The 16402-nt window shown below is 61.4% G+C and carries 14 protein-coding genes; 7 read left to right on the forward strand and 7 right to left on the reverse strand.

Annotated elements, in window-relative coordinates; all coding sequences use genetic code 11:
• The first annotated feature begins 249 nt into the window (after positions 1-249).
• Positions 250-1356 (forward strand): enoyl-CoA hydratase/isomerase family protein, encoded by a 1107-nt coding sequence (locus tag ACU680_RS06455; protein ID WP_448178987.1) that lies wholly within the window; start codon positions 250-252, stop codon positions 1354-1356.
• A 3-nt stretch (positions 1357-1359) separates the two neighbouring features.
• Entirely contained in the window at positions 1360-2511 is a 1152-nt protein-coding gene (locus ACU680_RS06460) for an acyl-CoA dehydrogenase family protein (RefSeq protein ID WP_448178988.1), read from the forward strand.
• Positions 2512-2627: 116 nt separating this feature from the next.
• Here ACU680_RS06460 and ACU680_RS06465 read toward each other — a convergent pair whose 3' ends face one another.
• The 6 genes from ACU680_RS06465 to ACU680_RS06490 all read right to left on the reverse strand — a co-directional run bounded on the left by ACU680_RS06465 (position 2628) and on the right by ACU680_RS06490 (position 9586).
• A complete protein-coding gene (locus ACU680_RS06465; protein WP_367084560.1) occupies positions 2628-3401 on the reverse strand; it encodes an enoyl-CoA hydratase in 774 nt (257 codons plus the stop codon).
• A gap of 15 nt (positions 3402-3416) precedes the next feature.
• The gene (locus ACU680_RS06470) at positions 3417-4544 is read right to left on the reverse strand and encodes an acyl-CoA dehydrogenase (RefSeq protein WP_007918873.1); all 1128 of its coding nucleotides are present in this window, start codon (positions 4542-4544) and stop codon (positions 3417-3419) included.
• A gap of 131 nt (positions 4545-4675) precedes the next feature.
• Positions 4676-5869, reverse strand: a complete 1194-nt coding sequence (locus tag ACU680_RS06475; RefSeq protein ID WP_448178989.1) for an acetyl-CoA C-acyltransferase — start codon at positions 5867-5869, stop codon at positions 4676-4678.
• A gap of 12 nt (positions 5870-5881) precedes the next feature.
• Positions 5882-6643, reverse strand: coding sequence for an SDR family NAD(P)-dependent oxidoreductase (locus ACU680_RS06480; protein ID WP_367084562.1), 762 nt, complete (start codon positions 6641-6643; stop codon positions 5882-5884).
• A 15-nt stretch (positions 6644-6658) separates the two neighbouring features.
• Positions 6659-8323 (reverse strand): AMP-binding protein, encoded by a 1665-nt coding sequence (locus ACU680_RS06485; RefSeq protein WP_367084563.1) that lies wholly within the window; start codon positions 8321-8323, stop codon positions 6659-6661.
• 246 nt (positions 8324-8569) lie between these two features.
• On the reverse strand, positions 8570-9586 hold the full coding sequence (locus ACU680_RS06490) for an AraC family transcriptional regulator (protein WP_367084564.1): 1017 nt from the start codon (positions 9584-9586) through the stop codon (positions 8570-8572).
• A 302-nt stretch (positions 9587-9888) separates the two neighbouring features.
• Between ACU680_RS06490 and efeU the strand changes: the two genes are divergently transcribed.
• Genes efeU through efeO (ACU680_RS06510) form a run of 4 tightly spaced genes read left to right on the forward strand, consistent with a single transcriptional unit; the run spans position 9889 to position 14111 of the window.
• Positions 9889-10737: an iron uptake transporter permease EfeU gene (gene efeU, locus ACU680_RS06495; protein ID WP_367084565.1), complete on the forward strand. Its 849-nt coding sequence runs from the start codon at positions 9889-9891 to the stop codon at positions 10735-10737.
• 8 nt (positions 10738-10745) lie between these two features.
• Entirely contained in the window at positions 10746-11945 is a 1200-nt protein-coding gene (gene efeO, locus ACU680_RS06500) for an iron uptake system protein EfeO (RefSeq protein WP_367084566.1), read from the forward strand.
• Between the two features lie 17 nt (positions 11946-11962).
• On the forward strand, positions 11963-13261 hold the full coding sequence (gene efeB, locus ACU680_RS06505; protein ID WP_367084567.1) for an iron uptake transporter deferrochelatase/peroxidase subunit: 1299 nt from the start codon (positions 11963-11965) through the stop codon (positions 13259-13261).
• A gap of 25 nt (positions 13262-13286) precedes the next feature.
• Positions 13287-14111, forward strand: a complete 825-nt coding sequence (gene efeO / locus ACU680_RS06510) for an iron uptake system protein EfeO (protein WP_108589789.1) — start codon at positions 13287-13289, stop codon at positions 14109-14111.
• A gap of 132 nt (positions 14112-14243) precedes the next feature.
• Here the strand turns inward: efeO (ACU680_RS06510) and pssA are convergent, their stop codons facing one another.
• The gene (gene pssA / locus ACU680_RS06515) at positions 14244-15587 is read right to left on the reverse strand and encodes a CDP-diacylglycerol--serine O-phosphatidyltransferase (RefSeq protein WP_448178990.1); all 1344 of its coding nucleotides are present in this window, start codon (positions 15585-15587) and stop codon (positions 14244-14246) included.
• Between the two features lie 205 nt (positions 15588-15792).
• Between pssA and ACU680_RS06520 the strand changes: the two genes are divergently transcribed.
• Positions 15793-16356, forward strand: a complete 564-nt coding sequence (locus tag ACU680_RS06520) for a TetR/AcrR family transcriptional regulator (RefSeq protein WP_448178991.1) — start codon at positions 15793-15795, stop codon at positions 16354-16356.
• Positions 16357-16402 lie beyond the last annotated feature (46 nt).

Below are 16402 nucleotides of genomic sequence, written 5' to 3' on the forward strand. Positions count from 1 at the left end.
TGCATCATTGTGGCGAGGGAGCTTGCTCCCGCTCGGCTGCGCAGCAGTCGTAAACCCGCGGTGTTGGGCCGCTTCGCAACCCGGCGGGAGCAAGCTCCCTCGCCACGAAGGCAATCCTCAACCTGCTGCAAAAACGCAAACTCCCCCTGCACATATCCCGGTTGTACACGGCAAATTTGCACTGTTACGATCCGTCAACGCTCGCGCGCGAGCTTCTCGAATAAAGACAATAAAAGCAGGGAGTTAGTGATGACTGCTCAGGCTTCATCCCCGCGGACCCCGTCCATGGATGCCACGCAAAACGAAGTGCTGGCCGAGGTTCGCAATCACATCGGTCACCTGACCCTCAACCGCCCCGCCGGTCTCAACGCCATCACCCTCGACATGGTTCGCCAGTTGCAGCAGCAACTCGATGCCTGGGCGACTGACGCCAGCGTGCACGCCGTGGTGCTGCGCGGTGCCGGTGAGAAGGCGTTTTGCGCCGGTGGCGATATCCGTTCGCTGTACGACAGCTTCAAAAGCGGCGACACGCTGCACGAAGATTTCTTCGTCGAGGAATACGCCCTCGACCTGACGCTTCATCATTACCGCAAACCGGTGCTGGCGTTGATGGACGGTTTCGTCCTCGGCGGCGGCATGGGCCTGGTGCAAGGCGCGGATCTGCGGGTGGTCACCGAAAAGAGCCGGCTGGCGATGCCGGAAGTGGCGATCGGTTATTTCCCCGATGTCGGCGGCAGCTATTTCCTCTCGCGGATTCCCGGTGAACTGGGGATCTATCTGGGCGTCAGCGGCGTGCAGATTCGCGCGGCCGATGCGTTGTACTGCGGGCTGGCGGACTGGTTTGTCGACAGCAGCAAACTGTCGAGCCTCGACGAACAACTCGATCATCTGGAATGGCACGACACGCCGCTCAAGGACCTGCAGAACCTGCTCGCCAAAAACGGCGTGCAAACCTTGGCCGATGCGCCGCTGAAGCAACTGCGCCCGGCCATCGACCATTTCTTCGCCCTGCCGGACGTACCGAGCATTGTCGAGCAACTGCGCGCAGTCACCGTCGCCGACAGCCATGAGTGGGCGACCACCACCGCTGACCTGCTGGAGACCCGCTCGCCACTGGCAATGGCCGTGACCCTGGAGATGCTGCGTCGCGGTCGTCAGTTGAGCCTGGAACACTGCTTCGCCCTCGAACTGCATCTGGATCGCCAGTGGTTCGAACGCGGCGACCTGATCGAGGGCGTGCGTGCCCTGCTGATCGACAAAGACAAGACCCCACGCTGGAACCCGCCGACCCTCGCTGCGCTGGACGCCGGGCATGTCGCGAGTTTCTTTCACGGTTTTACTGAGAGCGGGAGCTGAGCCATGCACGATCTCGAACTGACTGAAGAACAAATGATGATCCGCGACATGGCCCGGGACTTCGCCCGTGGCGAAATCGCACCGCATGCGCAAGCCTGGGAAAAGGCCGGCTGGATCGACGACGCGCTGGTGGCGAAGATGGGCGAACTCGGTTTGCTCGGCATGGTGGTGCCCGAGGAATGGGGCGGCACTTACGTCGATTACGTGGCCTATGCGCTGGCGGTGGAAGAGATTTCTGCCGGCGACGGCGCGACCGGCGCGTTCATGAGCATCCACAACTCGGTGGGCTGCGGGCCGGTGATGAATTACGGCAGCGAAGAACAGAAAAAGACCTGGCTGGCGGATCTCGCCAGTGGCCAGACGATTGGCTGCTTCTGCCTCACCGAACCGCAGGCCGGTTCCGAAGCGCACAACCTGCGCACCCGCGCCGAACTGCGCGACGGCCAGTGGGTGATCAACGGCGCCAAACAATTCGTCAGCAATGGCAAACGGGCGAAACTGGCAATCGTGTTTGCGGTGACGGATCCGGATCTGGGCAAGAAAGGCATTTCCGCGTTCCTCGTACCGACCGATACCCCGGGTTTCATCGTCGATCGCACCGAACACAAAATGGGCATTCGCGCCTCCGACACCTGCGCGGTGACCCTGAACAACTGCAGCATTCCCGAGGCCAATCTGCTCGGCGAGCGCGGCAAGGGCCTGGCGATTGCCCTGTCCAACCTCGAAGGCGGCCGCATCGGCATCGCCGCGCAGGCCCTGGGCATCGCCCGGGCAGCGTTTGAAGCTGCATTGGTTTATTCCCGTGACCGCATCCAGTTCGGCAAACCGATCAACGAACACCAGAGCATCGCCAACCTGCTGGCCGACATGCACATGCAAATCAACGCGGCGCGCTTGATGATCCTGCACGCGGCGCGTTTGCGCACGGCGGGCAAACCGTGTCTGTCGGAGGCTTCACAGGCCAAGCTGTTCGCCTCGGAGATGGCGGAAAAGGTCTGCTCCTCAGCGATTCAGATCCATGGCGGGTATGGCTATCTGGAGGACTATCCGGTCGAGAAGTACTACCGCGATGCGCGGATTACCCAGATTTATGAAGGGTCGAGCGAGATTCAGCGGATGGTGATTGCGCGGGAGCTGAAGAACTATCAGCTGTAAAAGCATCGCGGGCAAGCCCGCTCCCACAGGGAATTCTGTCGTTCACAAAAGTTGTGCACTCCAGAAAAACCTGTGGGAGCGGGCTTGCCCGCGATAGCGTCAGTGAGAACGCAACTTTACTTACCGGTAAACTCCGGCGCACGTTTAGCCACAAACGCCGCCATCCCTTCCTTCTGATCCTGCGTGGCAAACGCCGCATGGAACACCCGGCGCTCGAAGCGCACGCCTTCAGTCAGGTTGACCTCGAACGCACGGTTGACGCTTTCCTTGACCATCATCGCAATCGGCAGCGATTTGCTGGCGATCACTGCCGCCACCTTCAGCGCCTCGTCGAGCAATTCATCGCTCGGCACGATCCGCGCAACGATGCCGCAACGCTCGGCTTCCGCCGCATCGATCATCCGCCCGCTGAGGCACATTTCCATGGCCTTGGCCTTGCCCACGGCGCGGGTCAGGCGCTGGGTGCCGCCCATGCCCGGGAGCACGCCGAGGTTGATTTCCGGTTGACCGAATTTGGCGTTGTCACCGGCCAGGATGAAGTCGCACATCAACGCCAGTTCGCAACCGCCACCAAGGGCGAAACCGTTGACCGCAGCGATGATCGGCTTGCGCCGGTTAGCCACGCGGTCGCTGTCGCTGAACAGATCATCCATGTAGATCTGCGGGTAGGTCAGCTCGGCCATTTCCTTGATGTCGGCGCCGGCAGCGAAGGCTTTTTTCGAACCGGTGATGACGATGCAACCGATGTTCGCATCCGCTTCCAGGCCGTCGAGGGCATGATTCACTTCGCTGACCAGTTGCGCGTTCAGGGCATTCAGCGCCTGTGGGCGGTTGAGGGTGATCAGGCCGACGCGGCCGTGGTTTTCCAGCAGAATCGTTTCGTAAGTCATGGGCAAGATTCCTTGTCAGAGATTGCGCGAAATAACCATGCGCTGAATGTCGCTGGTGCCTTCGTAGATCTGGCAGACGCGCACGTCGCGGTAGATGCGTTCCAGCGGGAAATCGTTGAGGTAACCGTAACCGCCCAGCGTCTGCAACGCCATCGAGCAGACCTTCTCGGCCATTTCCGAGGCGAACAGTTTGGCCATCGAGGCCTCGACCAGCGCCGGCTGACCGCTGTCACGCAGGGCCGCGGCGTAATGCACCATCTGCCGGGCGACGGCGATCTGCGTGGCCATGTCGGCGAGGCGGAAAGCCACGGCCTGGTGCTCGATGATCGGCTTGCCAAAGGTGTCGCGCTCACGTGCATAGTCGCGGGCCGCTTCGAACGCGGCGCGGGCCATGCCCACTGATTGCGAGGCGATGCCGACCCGCCCGCCTTCGAGGTTGGCCAGGGCGATCTTGTAGCCTTCGCCCTCCTCACCCAAGCGGTTGGCGACCGGCACTTTGACGTCTTCAAACAGAATCTGGCAGGTGTCGGAGGCGTGCTGACCGAGCTTGTCCTCGACCCGGGCGACTTTATATCCCGGCGAATCGGTGGGCACGATAAACGCCGTGATGCCGCGCTTGCCGGCACTCGGATCGGTCACCGCAAACACGATCACGATCCCGGCGTTCTGCCCGGAAGTGATGAACTGTTTGCAGCCGTTGAGCACGTAATGATCGCCCTCAAGACGCGCGCGGGTTTTCAGGCTGCTGGCATCGGAACCGGCCTGCGGTTCGGTCAAGGCGAAGGCGCCGAGCATGGCGCCGCTGGCCAGCGGTTTGAGGAAGCGTTCGCGCTGATCGTCGTTGCCGAACTTGAGGATCGGCACGCAGCCGACTGAGTTGTGCACGCTCATGATGGTCGAGCAGGCGCCGTCGCCGGCGGCGATTTCTTCCAGGGCCATGGCGTACGCCAGGTAACCGGTGTCACAACCGCCCCACTGCTCTGGCACCAGCATGCCGAAAAAGCCCAGTTCGGCCATTTCGCCGATGGCTTCCTTGGGGAAACGATGCTCGCGGTCCCACTCGGCGGCGAACGGTTTCAGCCGTTCCTCGGCGAACTGCCGGGCCATGTCGCGGATCTGGGTCTGGTCTTCGTTGGGAATCATGGTGAATCCTTAATCCGGGTTACGCACGATCTCCTGTAGGAGCTGCCGCAGGCTGCGATCTTTTGACTTTGATTTTTAAAAGCAAGATCAAAAGATCGCAGCCTTCGGCAGCTCCTACAGGGGGAGTGTGTTTAGTAGACGCATTCCACGGCCATCGCCGTGGCTTCACCGCCGCCGATGCAAATCGCTGCGATCCCGCGTTTCAGGCCCTTCTGGCGCAGGGCCGAGAGCAGCGTCACCAGGATCCGCGCGCCCGAGGCGCCGATCGGATGGCCCAGCGCGCAGGCGCCGCCGTGCACGTTGAGCTTGTCATGGGGGATTTCCAGGTGGGTCATCGCCGCCATCGCCACCACGGCGAACGCTTCGTTGATTTCGAACAGATCGACCTCGTTCAACGCCCAACCAGTCTTTTTCACCAGCTTCTTGATCGCGCCAATCGGCGCCACCGGGAACAGGCCCGGCGTATCGGCAAACGCCGCGTGACCGTGAATCACCGCCAGCGGTTTAAGCCCGAGTTTTTGCGCTTGCGACTGGCGCATCAGCACCAGCGCCGCCGCGCCGTCGGAGATTGAGCTGGAGTTGGCCGCCGTCACCGTGCCGCCTTCGCGGAACGCCGGTTTCAGCGAGGCGACCTTGTCCAGTTTGGCTTTCGGCGGCTGCTCGTCGTTGCTGATGAGCACCTGCTCCTTGCCGACGGTCACGCTCAGCGGCACGATCTCGGCCTTGAAGCTGCCGTCCTTGATCGCCTGCTGGGCGCGGGTGGTCGAAGCGATGGCAAAGGCATCCTGGGCTTCGCGGCTGAAGTCATTGGTTTCGGCGCAGTCCTCGGCGAAGGTGCCCATCAGGCGGCCCTTGTCGTAGGCGTCTTCGAGGCCGTCGAGGAACATCGAGTCGAGCACCCGGCCATGGCCCATGCGGTAACCGGCGCGGGCGCGGTCCAGCAGATACGGCGAGTTGGACATGCTCTCCATGCCGCCGGCGATCACCACATCGGCGCTGCCGGCCAGCAGCATGTCGTGGGCCAGAATGGTGGTTTCCATGCCCGAGCCGCACATCTTGTTGACCGTGGTGCAACGGGTGGATTTATCCAGCCCGGCACCCAGTGCTGCCTGACGCGCCGGTGCCTGACCGAGGCCAGCGGGCAATACGCAACCGAACAGCACTTCATCAACCGCGTCGCTGGCAACGCCGGCGCGTTCAACCGCAGCCTTGATCGCCGCAGCGCCGAGTTGCGGTGCGGTGAGGCTTTTCAGTTCGCCCTGAAAACCGCCCATCGGGGTGCGGACGGCGCTGACGATAACAATCGGATCGTTGGAAATGGTCATGACAAATCCTCCTTACTTGGCGGCCATGCGCAAGGCGCCGTCGAGACGGATCACCTCACCGTTGAGCATGCTGTTTTCGATGATATGCCGAACCAGTGCGGCGTACTCGGCTGGTTTCCCAAGGCGCGGCGGGAACGGTACGCCGGCGGCCAGCGAGTCGCGCACTTCCGGGGTCATGCCGGCCATCATCGGGGTTTCGAAAATGCCCGGGGCGATGGTCATCACGCGGATGCCGAAGCGCGCCAGTTCGCGGGCGGCCGGCAGGGTCAGGCTGGCAATCGCGCCCTTGGAGGCGGAATACGCGGCCTGGCCGATCTGGCCGTCGAACGCCGCCACCGACGCGGTATTGATGATCACGCCGCGCTCGCCGTCGGCATTGGCTTCGCTCTCGGCGATGGCCGCAGCCGCCAGTCGCAGCATGTTGAAGCTGCCGATCAGGTTGACGTTGATCACCTGAGCGAAGCTGGACAGTGCATGCGGGCCGTTCTTGCCGAGGATCTTCTCGCCGCGAACGATGCCGGCGCAATTGACCAGGCCATTGAGACTGCCAAAGGCTTTGAGCGTGGCCTGCACCGCCGCTTCCGCTGCGGCTTCGTTGCTGATATCGGCGACAACACTTTGCGCGCCGAGGCGCTGAGCCTGGGCAGCGACGGCTTCGGCATTCATGTCCACCAGCATCACTTTGGCGCCGACACTGACCAGCAATTCAGCGCTGGCTGCACCGAGGCCGGAGGCGCCGCCGGTGACGATAAAAACCTTGTTCTCGATCTGCATGACTGACTTCCTGATTCAAGCTGAAACGTTGTGCGCCGCGGCCTCTTGAGCCTTGGCGATTTCCTGGTTGCGCAAGATAAAGCGCTGCAATTTGCCGCTTGGGGTTTTCGGCAATTCGCTGACAAATTCAATTTCCCGCGGGTACGAATGCGCGGCCAGACGTTTGCGCACGTGCTGGCGCAGCTCCTCGGCCAACGCCGGTTCGGCGCGGTATTGCGGGTTGAGCACAACGAAGGCCTTGACCAGTTCGGTGCGCTCCAGATCGGGCTTGCCGACCACGGCGGCTTCGACCACCGCCGGGTGCTCGATCAGCGCGCTCTCGACGTCGAACGGGCCGACGCGATAACCGGAGGTGGTGATCACGTCATCACTGCGGCCGACGAAGCTGATGCTGCCGTCCGGGTTCCACTCCACGGTGTCGCCGCTGAGGTAGTAATCGCCGACGAAAGCTTTGGTCGGCACGCCTTGGTAACCGCCGAACCAGCACATCGGCGACTGGGTGCGGTCGATGGCGAGAATGCCCGGCTGGCCGACGCCGAGTTCGTTGTACTGCTCGTCGAGCACCACGATGCGATGCCCCGGCGAGGCGAAGCCGGCGGCACCAAGGTGAATCGGGTGCTGCAGACCGTGGTGGTTGCACAGGACCATGCCCAGTTCGGTCTGGCCGTAATGGTCGTGAATCACCACGCCGAGGTTATCGGCGAACCAGCGGATCACTTCCGGGTTGAGCGGCTCGCCAGCGCTGCTGACAATGCGCAGCTTGCCCTTGATCGACTTGGCGAACTCGTTGCCACCGGCAATCAGCAAGCGGTACGCGGTCGGCGAGCCGGTGAGATTGGTAATGCCGTATTTGTTGATCACCCGGCAAGTGCTTTCGAGGGTGAACGGGCCATCGTAAAAGGTGATCGGATGCCCCATCGACAGCGGGCCGGTGACGCCGAAATAGATGCCGTAGGCCCAGCCCGGATCGGCGACGTTCCAGAACGAATCTTCAGGACGCAGATCCACCGCGTCGCGGGTGTAGCTCTGGAACGCAACGATCGCCTTGAGCGGCACTGACAGCGCTTTCGACGGGCCGGTGGTGCCCGAGGTGAACATCAGCAGGAACGGGTCTTCGCCGCTCAGCAGCACCGGCTCGCAGACATTGGAATAGTTGGCCAGCTCGGCCCAGAAACTGAAATCGCCACGGACGATGCCCTGACCTTTCGCGCCGCCGACGGTGACGATGGTCGGGCAATCGCTGACTTCAGCGAGTTTCGGCCGGTTGACCGCGTCGGTGACCACCACTTTGGCGCCGGAACTGTTCAGGCGATGCTCGATGGCCTTGGGGCCGAACGCGGTGAACAGCGGCTGATACACCGCGCCGATGCGCCAGGTGGCGAATACGGTGATGAGCAATTCGATGTTGCGTGGCAGCAGACCGGCGACCTTGTCGCCCTTCTGCACGCCTTGTTCGAGAAGGAAATTGGCGAAACGCGCGGCTTGGTCTTGCAGCTCGCTGAAGGTGTACGTGGCACTGGCGCCGTCGCGGCCCTCCCAGAACAGCGCAATGCGCCCCGGCAAGGCGTGGCGGTCGCAACATTCGACGCAGGCGTTGAGCGCCTCCAGCGTGCCGCTGAGCGCAGCGTCCACGGTGTGCTGATAGTTGAACTGTTCGGTGGCAGACAAGTAATCGCGCATTGCCAGAATCCCTCTGTGTTTTTATTAGGCTGGGAACCGTAAACAACACAGGGATAGTCGCGCTGCGGCGCTAAGGCGGCAATGGTCAAAGCCATCAAAGTGGCTGACTGGTTTGGCCAAGGTTCAAAAGATGCGTTGTCCTGACTGGCCCTATCGCTGGCAAGCCAGCTCCCACAGTGTTAGCGCAAAATCTGTGGGAGCTGGCTTGCCAGCGATGGCGCCGTGCCAGACGACAGATACTCTGAATCAGACCGCTTCGTTAAGGATCAACGTACGGTAATGCCCAGGATTGGACCCCGACCACTTGCGAAATGCCTTGTAGAACGAACTCGCATCGGCGAACCCCAGCCGCGTGGCGATCTCGACGAAGCTGATCGACGGCTCCGCCAGCCAGGTGATCGCCAGTTCCTTGCGCACGCTGTCCTTGAGGCCTTGATAAGTCTGGCCTTCCTCGGACAAACGCCGGCGCAGGGTCGAGGCGGACATGCAGAGTTGTTGCGCCAAGGCTTCTGTCTCCGGCCACTGTTCGGCGGGCAACTGGCGCAGGTCCTGTTTGATCCGGCTGGCAAGACTTTCCGGGTCGCGGTACTTCACCAGAATGTTCGCCGGCGCATGGGCCAAAAAGCGTTTCAGTTCCTCGGCTGTACGCTTGATCGGCAGATCGAGACAGTCAGCGGCGAAGATCATCCGCGTACGCGGACGCTCGAAACGCAGGTTTTCCGAGAACATCACCCGGTAATCGTCGCAGAAATCCGGCTCGGCGCAGCGCAGTTCGATCGCCAGAATCGGAATCCGCCGCCCCGCCAGCCAGCAGGCCACGCCGTGGACGATCATCCAGTAGGTGAAATAGGTAAAGGCGCGGCGCGGTTCGGGATCGTCTTCGAGCAGGACGATTTCGGCAAGGCTTTGTTGGTGAACCAGTTGCGCGGGCATTTTCTCCAGCATCAGCGAGAGGAAATTCAGCCCCGTGTTCAGCCCGGCGGCCAGGCTGGGTTGCGCCATGGCGCTGCGGCAAAGGAATTCGAGGCTGCCGGACCTGAGTCGGCGCGGATCCATACCGAAAAACTCGTCATCGCCGCGCCGGGCCAGCAATCGCCAGAGTTTCGCGTATTGCGATGCGGGCACCCGCCCCTGTTCGCTGTGCAGAAGGGCCGGAGCAATCCCGACCTTGTTCAAGACTTCATCCGTGGCCACGCCCGGGGCACAACTTTGCAGCAGTGCTTCACGCACCAGTTGCACGGCGATGGTGTCTTTTTCCGACATGGAGCGAGGCAGACCTTGTTGTTTTCGGGTGAGGGGCATCTTAACGCAGGATGCGAATCCAGCACGAATCCCCTGTAGGAGCTGCCGCAGGCTCGGGCCGCGATCGGACGATCTTTTGACTTTGACTTTAAAAAACAAGATCAAAAGATCGCAGCCTTCGGCAGCTCCTACAGGGGTTATGTGTGGGGCGAAAAACATGCCGTTCAGCGAATGTTCAGGTAAATGTCAAGCATCCCCATTTGGGAATGAGTGTCATTATGTTACAACTTAGCCACCTATCTAAATCATTCGTGGTTGCCGCAATGCTCGTTCCCTTTCTGATCATGCTGCGTGAAGGCATTGAAGCCGCGCTGATCGTTGGCATCATCGCCAGCTACCTGCAACAGACCGGCCGTGGCCAATGGATGCCGGCGGTGTGGATCGGCGTGTTTCTCGCCGCTGCGCTGGCGCTGCTGGTGGGTGGTGGTCTGGAACTGGTCAGCGCCGAATTCCCACAGAAACAGCAGGAGTTGTTCGAAGGCGTTGTCGGACTGGTCGCGGTGGGCATTCTCAGTTCGATGGTGTTCTGGATGCGCAAGGTCGCGCGGTCGATCAAGCATTCGTTGCAGGCCTCGCTGGATCACGCCCTGACTTCTTCAAAGCATCAGGTGATCGCGCTGATCGCCATGGTGTTCTTCGCCGTGGCTCGCGAAGGTCTGGAAACCGTGTTCTTCCTGCTCGCCGTGTTCCAGCAGAGCGAAGGCCCGGGCGCGCCGATCGGTGCCCTGCTCGGCCTGGTGCTGGCAATCGTCGTCGGCTTCCTGATCTACAGCGGCAGCATGCGCCTGAACCTGTCGGCGTTCTTCAAGTGGACCGGGTTGTTCATTCTGGTGGTCGCCGCCGGGATCCTTGCCAATTCGGTGCAGGCCCTGCATGAAGCCGGCCTGTGGAATCACTTGCAAACCGTGCTGTTCGATTTCAGCGCGACGTTGCCGATGGACGGCCCGCTGGGTTCGGTGCTGGCCGGCATGTTCGGTTATCAGGATGCGCCGACCGTCAGCACCCTCGGTGCGTATCTGATCTATCTGGTGCTGGCGCTGGTGGTGTTTTTCTACCCCGCCGCGCCTGCTGCGCCCAAGCCAGCCAAATCGTCTTCCGTTTCCAGCCAATAAGGGCATCCATGTCAAAGCCTAATACTCCCCAGGCCTCTCCTCCCCGCGCCTTGCGCTGGGCGGTGGCCGGTTCGGTGGTCGTGATGATTGCCGCCGGTGGCCTGTTCTACTACGCCTCGAAAATGGCCGCGGCCAAGCGTCAGCACAACCATGACGAAGTGGTGGTCAACATCAACGCTCACAGCTGCGAGCCGAACGAGCTGACGGTTCCCGCCGGCCGCGCCAGTTTCCGCATCGTCAACCGCTCCGACCGGGCGGTGGAGTGGGAAATTCTCGACGGCGTGCTGGTGATCGAGGAGCGCGAAAACATCGCCCCGGGCCTGAGCCAGGTGATCAACGCCAACCTGCAACCCGGCGACTACGCGATCACGTGTGGCCTGCTGAGCAACCCTCGCGGCGTGCTGCACGTGACGCCGACGGCGGCCTCCGATGCCGCTGCGAAAGCCAAGCCATCGATGGTCGCCTTTGTCGGGCCGCTGTCGGAGTTCCGCGTGTATCTGGCGAGCCAGAGCAGCGCACTGATCAAAGCTGTGACTGCGCTCAACGACGCAGTTGCCAGCGGCGATCTGGCCCAGGCGCAAGCGTTGTACTTGCCGGCGCGCGCCGCCTATCAGCGTCTGGCCCCGGCGGCGCAACGTCTGGCGGAACTGGACAACAGCATCAATGCCCGCGCCGACTACTTCGAGAAGCGCGAACAGGATCCGGCCTTCGTCGGCTTCCACCGCATCGAGTACGCGCTGTTCCAGCAACGCAAACTCGACGATCTGACGCCCATTGCCCAGCGCCTGCTGACCGACGTCACCACGCTCAAACAGCAACTGCTGGCCCAGTCGCTGCCGCCGGAACAATTGGTGAGCATCGTGGTGCGCAACCTCAACACCCTGGCCGATGTGCGCGCCGCCAGCGGTGAAGAGGAACGCTACAGCCACGCCGACCTCAACGGTTTTGCCGGCAATCTGGAGACCGCACACAAGGTCGTCGAATTGCTGCGGCCAATGTTGAGCAAATCGGCGCCGGACCTGCTGCCGAAAATCGACAGCGCACTGAGCGATTTCGACAACGTACTGAACAGCTTCAAGGTCAAGGACGGCTACGCGAGCTACGACACGGTCAGCGGCGAACAACGCAAACAGATCGCCGACAAGGCTCAGGCCCTGGCTGACGCTCTGGATGGCATCGATCCCGCCCTCGGCCTCTCCGGCCTGTAAGCAGAAGACGAATACCGATGAAAGATTTGCAAAACCTCGATCTGCAACGTCGCCGCCTGCTGATGGGCATGGGCGCTGCCGGTGTTGCGCTGGCCGGTTCGGCCCTGAGCTGCCCGGCCATGGCGGCGGCCCCGGCGCAAGTCACCGAAGCGCCGAGCAGCGACAAAACCGAAGACCGCCACGACTTCCACGGCGTGCACCAGACCGGCATCGTCACCCCGCGTCCGGCGTCCGGCATGTTCGTGTCGTTCGACGTGCTGGCCAGCGATCGCGAAGACCTCGAGCGGCTGTTCCGTACGCTCAACGAGCGCATCGCATTTCTGATGAAGGGCGGCCCGGTGGCGCAGATCGACCCGAAACTGCCGCCGCCGGATTCCGGCATCCTCGGCCCGGTGGTGACGCCGGACAACCTGACCATCACCGTCTCGGTGGGCGAGTCGCTGTTCGATGAGCGCTTTGGTCTGGCCGAAGCCAAACCAAAACGTCTGCAACGCATGGTCGGTTTCCCCAACGATGCGCTGGAGGCCGATTGCTGCCACGGCGACCTGAGCCTGCAATTCTGCTCGAACACCGCCGACACCAACATTCACGCCCTGCGCGACATCGTCAAGAACCTGCCGGACCTGCTGCTGGTGCGCTGGAAACAGGAAGGCAGCGTGCCACCGCAAGCCCCGGCCAAACCGGGGGTGCCGGCGCAATCGGCGCGCAACTTCCTGGGTTTCCGCGACGGCTCGGCCAATCCCGATTCCAACGACGCCAAAGCGATGGACAAGCTTGTCTGGGTGCAACCGGGCAGCGATGAACCGGCCTGGGCCGCGCACGGTAGCTATCAAGCGGTGCGGATCATCCGCAATTTCGTCGAGCGCTGGGACCGTACGCCGCTGCAGGAACAGGAAAGCATTATCGGCCGGGTCAAGACCACCGGCGCACCGATGGGCGCCAACCATGAAACCGAGGTCCCGGATTACAGCAAGGACCCGGAAGGCAAGCTGACCAAACTCGACGCGCACATTCGCCTGGCTAACCCGCGCACCGCCGCGAGCCAGGCCAACCTGATCCTGCGCCGGCCGTTCAACTACTCCAACGGCGTGAACAAGAACGGCCAGCTCGACATGGGCCTGCTGTTCATCTGCTACCAGGCCGATCTGGAAAAAGGCTTTATCACCGTGCAGACCCGGCTCAACGGCGAGCCGCTTGAGGAATACCTCAAACCGGTCGGCGGCGGTTACTTCTTCACCCTGCCGGGTGTCACGGGCGACAAGGATTTCATCGGTCGCTCGCTGCTCAACGCCACACAACCCAAAACAGCTGCATAACCATAAAAACCCTCGGAGCCGCTCCATGAAAAAGTCGCCACTCGCGTTATTGCTGACCCTCGGTTTGCTCAACACCCCGCTGTCGGCGTTCGCCGCGACGGCACCGCTGGATCTGGTCGGCCCGGTGTCGGATTACAAAATCTACGTCACCGAGCAACTGGATGAACTGGGCAGCCACACCAAACAGTTCACCGATGCGGTGAAAAAAGGTGATCTGGCCACCGCGCAAAAGCTCTACGCGCCGACGCGCGTGTATTACGAGTCGATCGAGCCGATTGCCGAGCTGTTCAGTGACCTGGATGCGTCCATCGATTCGCGCGTCGACGACCACGAAAAAGGCGTGAAGGCTGAAGACTTCACCGGATTTCACCGCCTCGAATATTCGCTGTTCTCGGAGAAGACCACTGAAGGCCTGACCGCCCTGGCAGACAAGCTGGATAGCGACGTCAAAGACCTGCAGACCCGCGTCGCCGGCCTGACCTTCCCGCCGGAGAAAGTCGTCGGGGGTGCTGCTGCTTTGCTGGAAGAGGTTGCCGCGACCAAGATCTCCGGTGAAGAAGACCGTTACAGCCACACTGACCTGTACGACTTCCAGGGCAACATCGACGGCGCGAAGAAAATCGTCGACCTGTTCCGTCCGCAGATCGAAAAACAGGACAAGGCGTTCGTCGCCAAAGTCGACAAGAACTTCGCCACCGTGGACAAGATCCTCGCCAAGTACAAGACCAAGGACGGTGGTTTCGAGACGTATGACAAGGTGAAGGATAACGATCGCAAGGCGCTGGTCGGGCCGGTGAATACCTTGGCGGAAGACCTGTCGACGTTGCGTGGCAAGCTGGGTCTGAACTGAGTTCATTGAGCGTCTAAGCAGGCCCCATCGCTGGCAAGCCAGCTCCCACAATGTTCTTGGTGTACACGATATTTGTGAATGACCGAGAATACTGTGGGAGCTGGCTTGCCAGCGATGGCATTTTCAGCGGCGCTAGAGAATCCGGTAGAGCAACCGCTCGATCCGCACCCGACTCACCCGCTTCAAAAACTTCGCCACCCCCGCCGGGTACTCCGGCAAGGTCTCCAGGCTCTGGAAGCTGGCGATCCGCGTGGTGTTGCGGAAGATCTCCTCCTGCTCCTTCGCCCGTGGCTCAAGCCACTCACCTTGCGGATCATCGATCAGCAGCGCGTTTTCAAGATCGAGACGGAACGCCCGTGGATTGAGGTTGTTGCCGGTCAGCAGCGTATAGCGCTGGTCGACCCACATGCCCTTGAGGTGGTAGCTGTTGTCGCCGTCCCGCCACAGGTGCAGGTTCAACTGGCCGCTGTCGATGTTGCGCTGATGACGCTTGGCGAAGCGCCGCAGGCTGATTTCGTACAGGTATGGCAGCGCCGCAATCACCTTGAACGGCTCGCTCGGCGGAATGTAGAAATCGTTGGCGGTCTTGTCGCCGACCACGATGTCGATCTTCACCCCACGGGCCAGCGCACGGTTGACCTCGCGGATGATCGGCAGCGGCAGGTTGAAGTACGGTGTGCAGATGGTCAGCTGCTGTTGCGCACTGGCGATCAGCTCGACAATCACCCGGTTCAACGGGTTGTTCTTGCCCACGCCCAACAATGGGCTCACTGACAGACCGCTGTGCGCGGTGCTGCCGGCGCTGGTGTCGTACGCCGCATATTTGAGGCGGCTACGCAGGTCGCCGATGTCGTTGCGCAGGCTGCGGGTGGTCGGCAGGTTGGGCAGGTCGAGGCGATGCACAGCCTTGGATTCGATCAGGCCGTGCTTGACCAGATGATGCATCGAGTCGGCCAGTTCGCGGCTGTGCAGCACGTGATAGCGGTCGAAACGGTACTTGTCGAACTTGTGCAGGTAGACGTTGTTCAGGCTTGCACCGCTGTAGACCACGCAATCGTCGATCACGAAGCCTTTCAGATGCAGAACGCCGAACAGTTCGCGGGTCTGCACCGGCACGCCGTAGACCGGCACTTCGCTCTGATGGGTGCGGGTCATTTCCTGGTACCACGCCGAGTTGCCCGGCTGTTTGCCGGCGCCGATCAGCCCACGCTGGGCGCGCAGCCAGTCAACCACTACGACGATCTCCAGCTCCGGGCGCTTGAGCTTGGCGGCATGCAAGGCATCGAGGATTTCCTGACCGGCCTCGTCGTGCTGCAGATACAGCGCAACGATGTAGATGCGCCGGGTCGCCTCGGCGATTTTCTCCAGCAGGCAACGACGGAACTCGGCGGCGCCGGACAGAATGGTCACGGCCTCGGCAGTCAGCGGAAAGCTGCGCAGTTTGGGCAGCAAAGAGCGTTTGAAAAGCAACGGCATAGGGCTCGCAATGGGTCGAATCCGAAGAACCCGAGAGCTTACACCATCAACCGGTTCGGGTCTTGTGAGTGTCTGTAAAGAGATCAAAAGATCGCAGCCTGCGGCAGCTCCTACAGGGATCAGAGTAGGAGCTGCCGCAGGCTGCGATCTTTTGATCTTAAAAAACAGCTTGCGAAAGGAGAACGATCGTTCTACTGTTTGCCACATGAACGAAATCACTGACACCTCAACCCGCGACATCATTCTGGATGTCACCGAAAAGTTGATCTACAAAAGTGGCATCGCGGCCACCGGCATGGATCTTCTGGTGAAAACCGCCGGCGTCTCCAGAAAAAGCATCTACCGCTACTTCGCCAACAAGGAGGAGCTGACCATAGCCGCCCTGCAACGCCGCGACGTGCGCTGGATGCATTGGTACAGAAGTGCTGTCGATCAGGCAGAAACCCCGGCCGACCGCCTGCTCAACCTGTTTACCGTGCTCAAAAGCTGGTTCGCTTCGGAAGGTTTCCGTGGCTGTGCCTTCATCAATACCAGTGGCGAGACCGGCGATCCCGAAGACCCGGTGCGCCAGGTCGCCAAAGACCACAAACAGAAGCTGCTCGACTACCTGTGCGAGCTGTGTACCGAACATGGCGTCGAAGATCCGCAACGTCTGGCCAGACAATTGCTGATCCTGATTGACGGCGCCATTACCGTAGCGCTTGTGATGGGTGATCACAGTGCCGCTGATAATGCGCAATGCATGGCGCGTAAGTTATTGGACCTGTAACGCCTTAAATAAGCCTCAACCGTTGTTTAATCGTTAATTAGATCGG

This window comes from Pseudomonas sp. LF020 (assembly GCF_053456425.1).

Excerpts from the sequence above, each read along its gene's own strand:
- ACU680_RS06455 (WP_448178987.1), top strand. The coding sequence starts at position 250 with ATGACTGCTCAGGCTTCATCCCCGCGGACCCCGTCCATGGATGCCACG.
- ACU680_RS06460 (WP_448178988.1), top strand. The coding sequence starts at position 1,360 with ATGCACGATCTCGAACTGACTGAAGAACAAATGATGATCCGCGACATG.
- ACU680_RS06465 (WP_367084560.1), bottom strand. The coding sequence starts at position 3,401 with ATGACTTACGAAACGATTCTGCTGGAAAACCACGGCCGCGTCGGCCTG.
- ACU680_RS06470 (WP_007918873.1), bottom strand. The coding sequence starts at position 4,544 with ATGATTCCCAACGAAGACCAGACCCAGATCCGCGACATGGCCCGGCAG.
- ACU680_RS06475 (WP_448178989.1), bottom strand. The coding sequence starts at position 5,869 with ATGACCATTTCCAACGATCCGATTGTTATCGTCAGCGCCGTCCGCACC.
- ACU680_RS06480 (WP_367084562.1), bottom strand. The coding sequence starts at position 6,643 with ATGCAGATCGAGAACAAGGTTTTTATCGTCACCGGCGGCGCCTCCGGC.
- ACU680_RS06485 (WP_367084563.1), bottom strand. The coding sequence starts at position 8,323 with ATGCGCGATTACTTGTCTGCCACCGAACAGTTCAACTATCAGCACACC.
- ACU680_RS06490 (WP_367084564.1), bottom strand. The coding sequence starts at position 9,586 with ATGTCGGAAAAAGACACCATCGCCGTGCAACTGGTGCGTGAAGCACTG.
- efeU (WP_367084565.1), top strand. The coding sequence starts at position 9,889 with ATGCTCGTTCCCTTTCTGATCATGCTGCGTGAAGGCATTGAAGCCGCG.
- efeO (WP_367084566.1), top strand. The coding sequence starts at position 10,746 with ATGTCAAAGCCTAATACTCCCCAGGCCTCTCCTCCCCGCGCCTTGCGC.
- efeB (WP_367084567.1), top strand. The coding sequence starts at position 11,963 with ATGAAAGATTTGCAAAACCTCGATCTGCAACGTCGCCGCCTGCTGATG.
- efeO (WP_108589789.1), top strand. The coding sequence starts at position 13,287 with ATGAAAAAGTCGCCACTCGCGTTATTGCTGACCCTCGGTTTGCTCAAC.
- pssA (WP_448178990.1), bottom strand. The coding sequence starts at position 15,587 with ATGCCGTTGCTTTTCAAACGCTCTTTGCTGCCCAAACTGCGCAGCTTT.
- ACU680_RS06520 (WP_448178991.1), top strand. The coding sequence starts at position 15,793 with ATGAACGAAATCACTGACACCTCAACCCGCGACATCATTCTGGATGTC.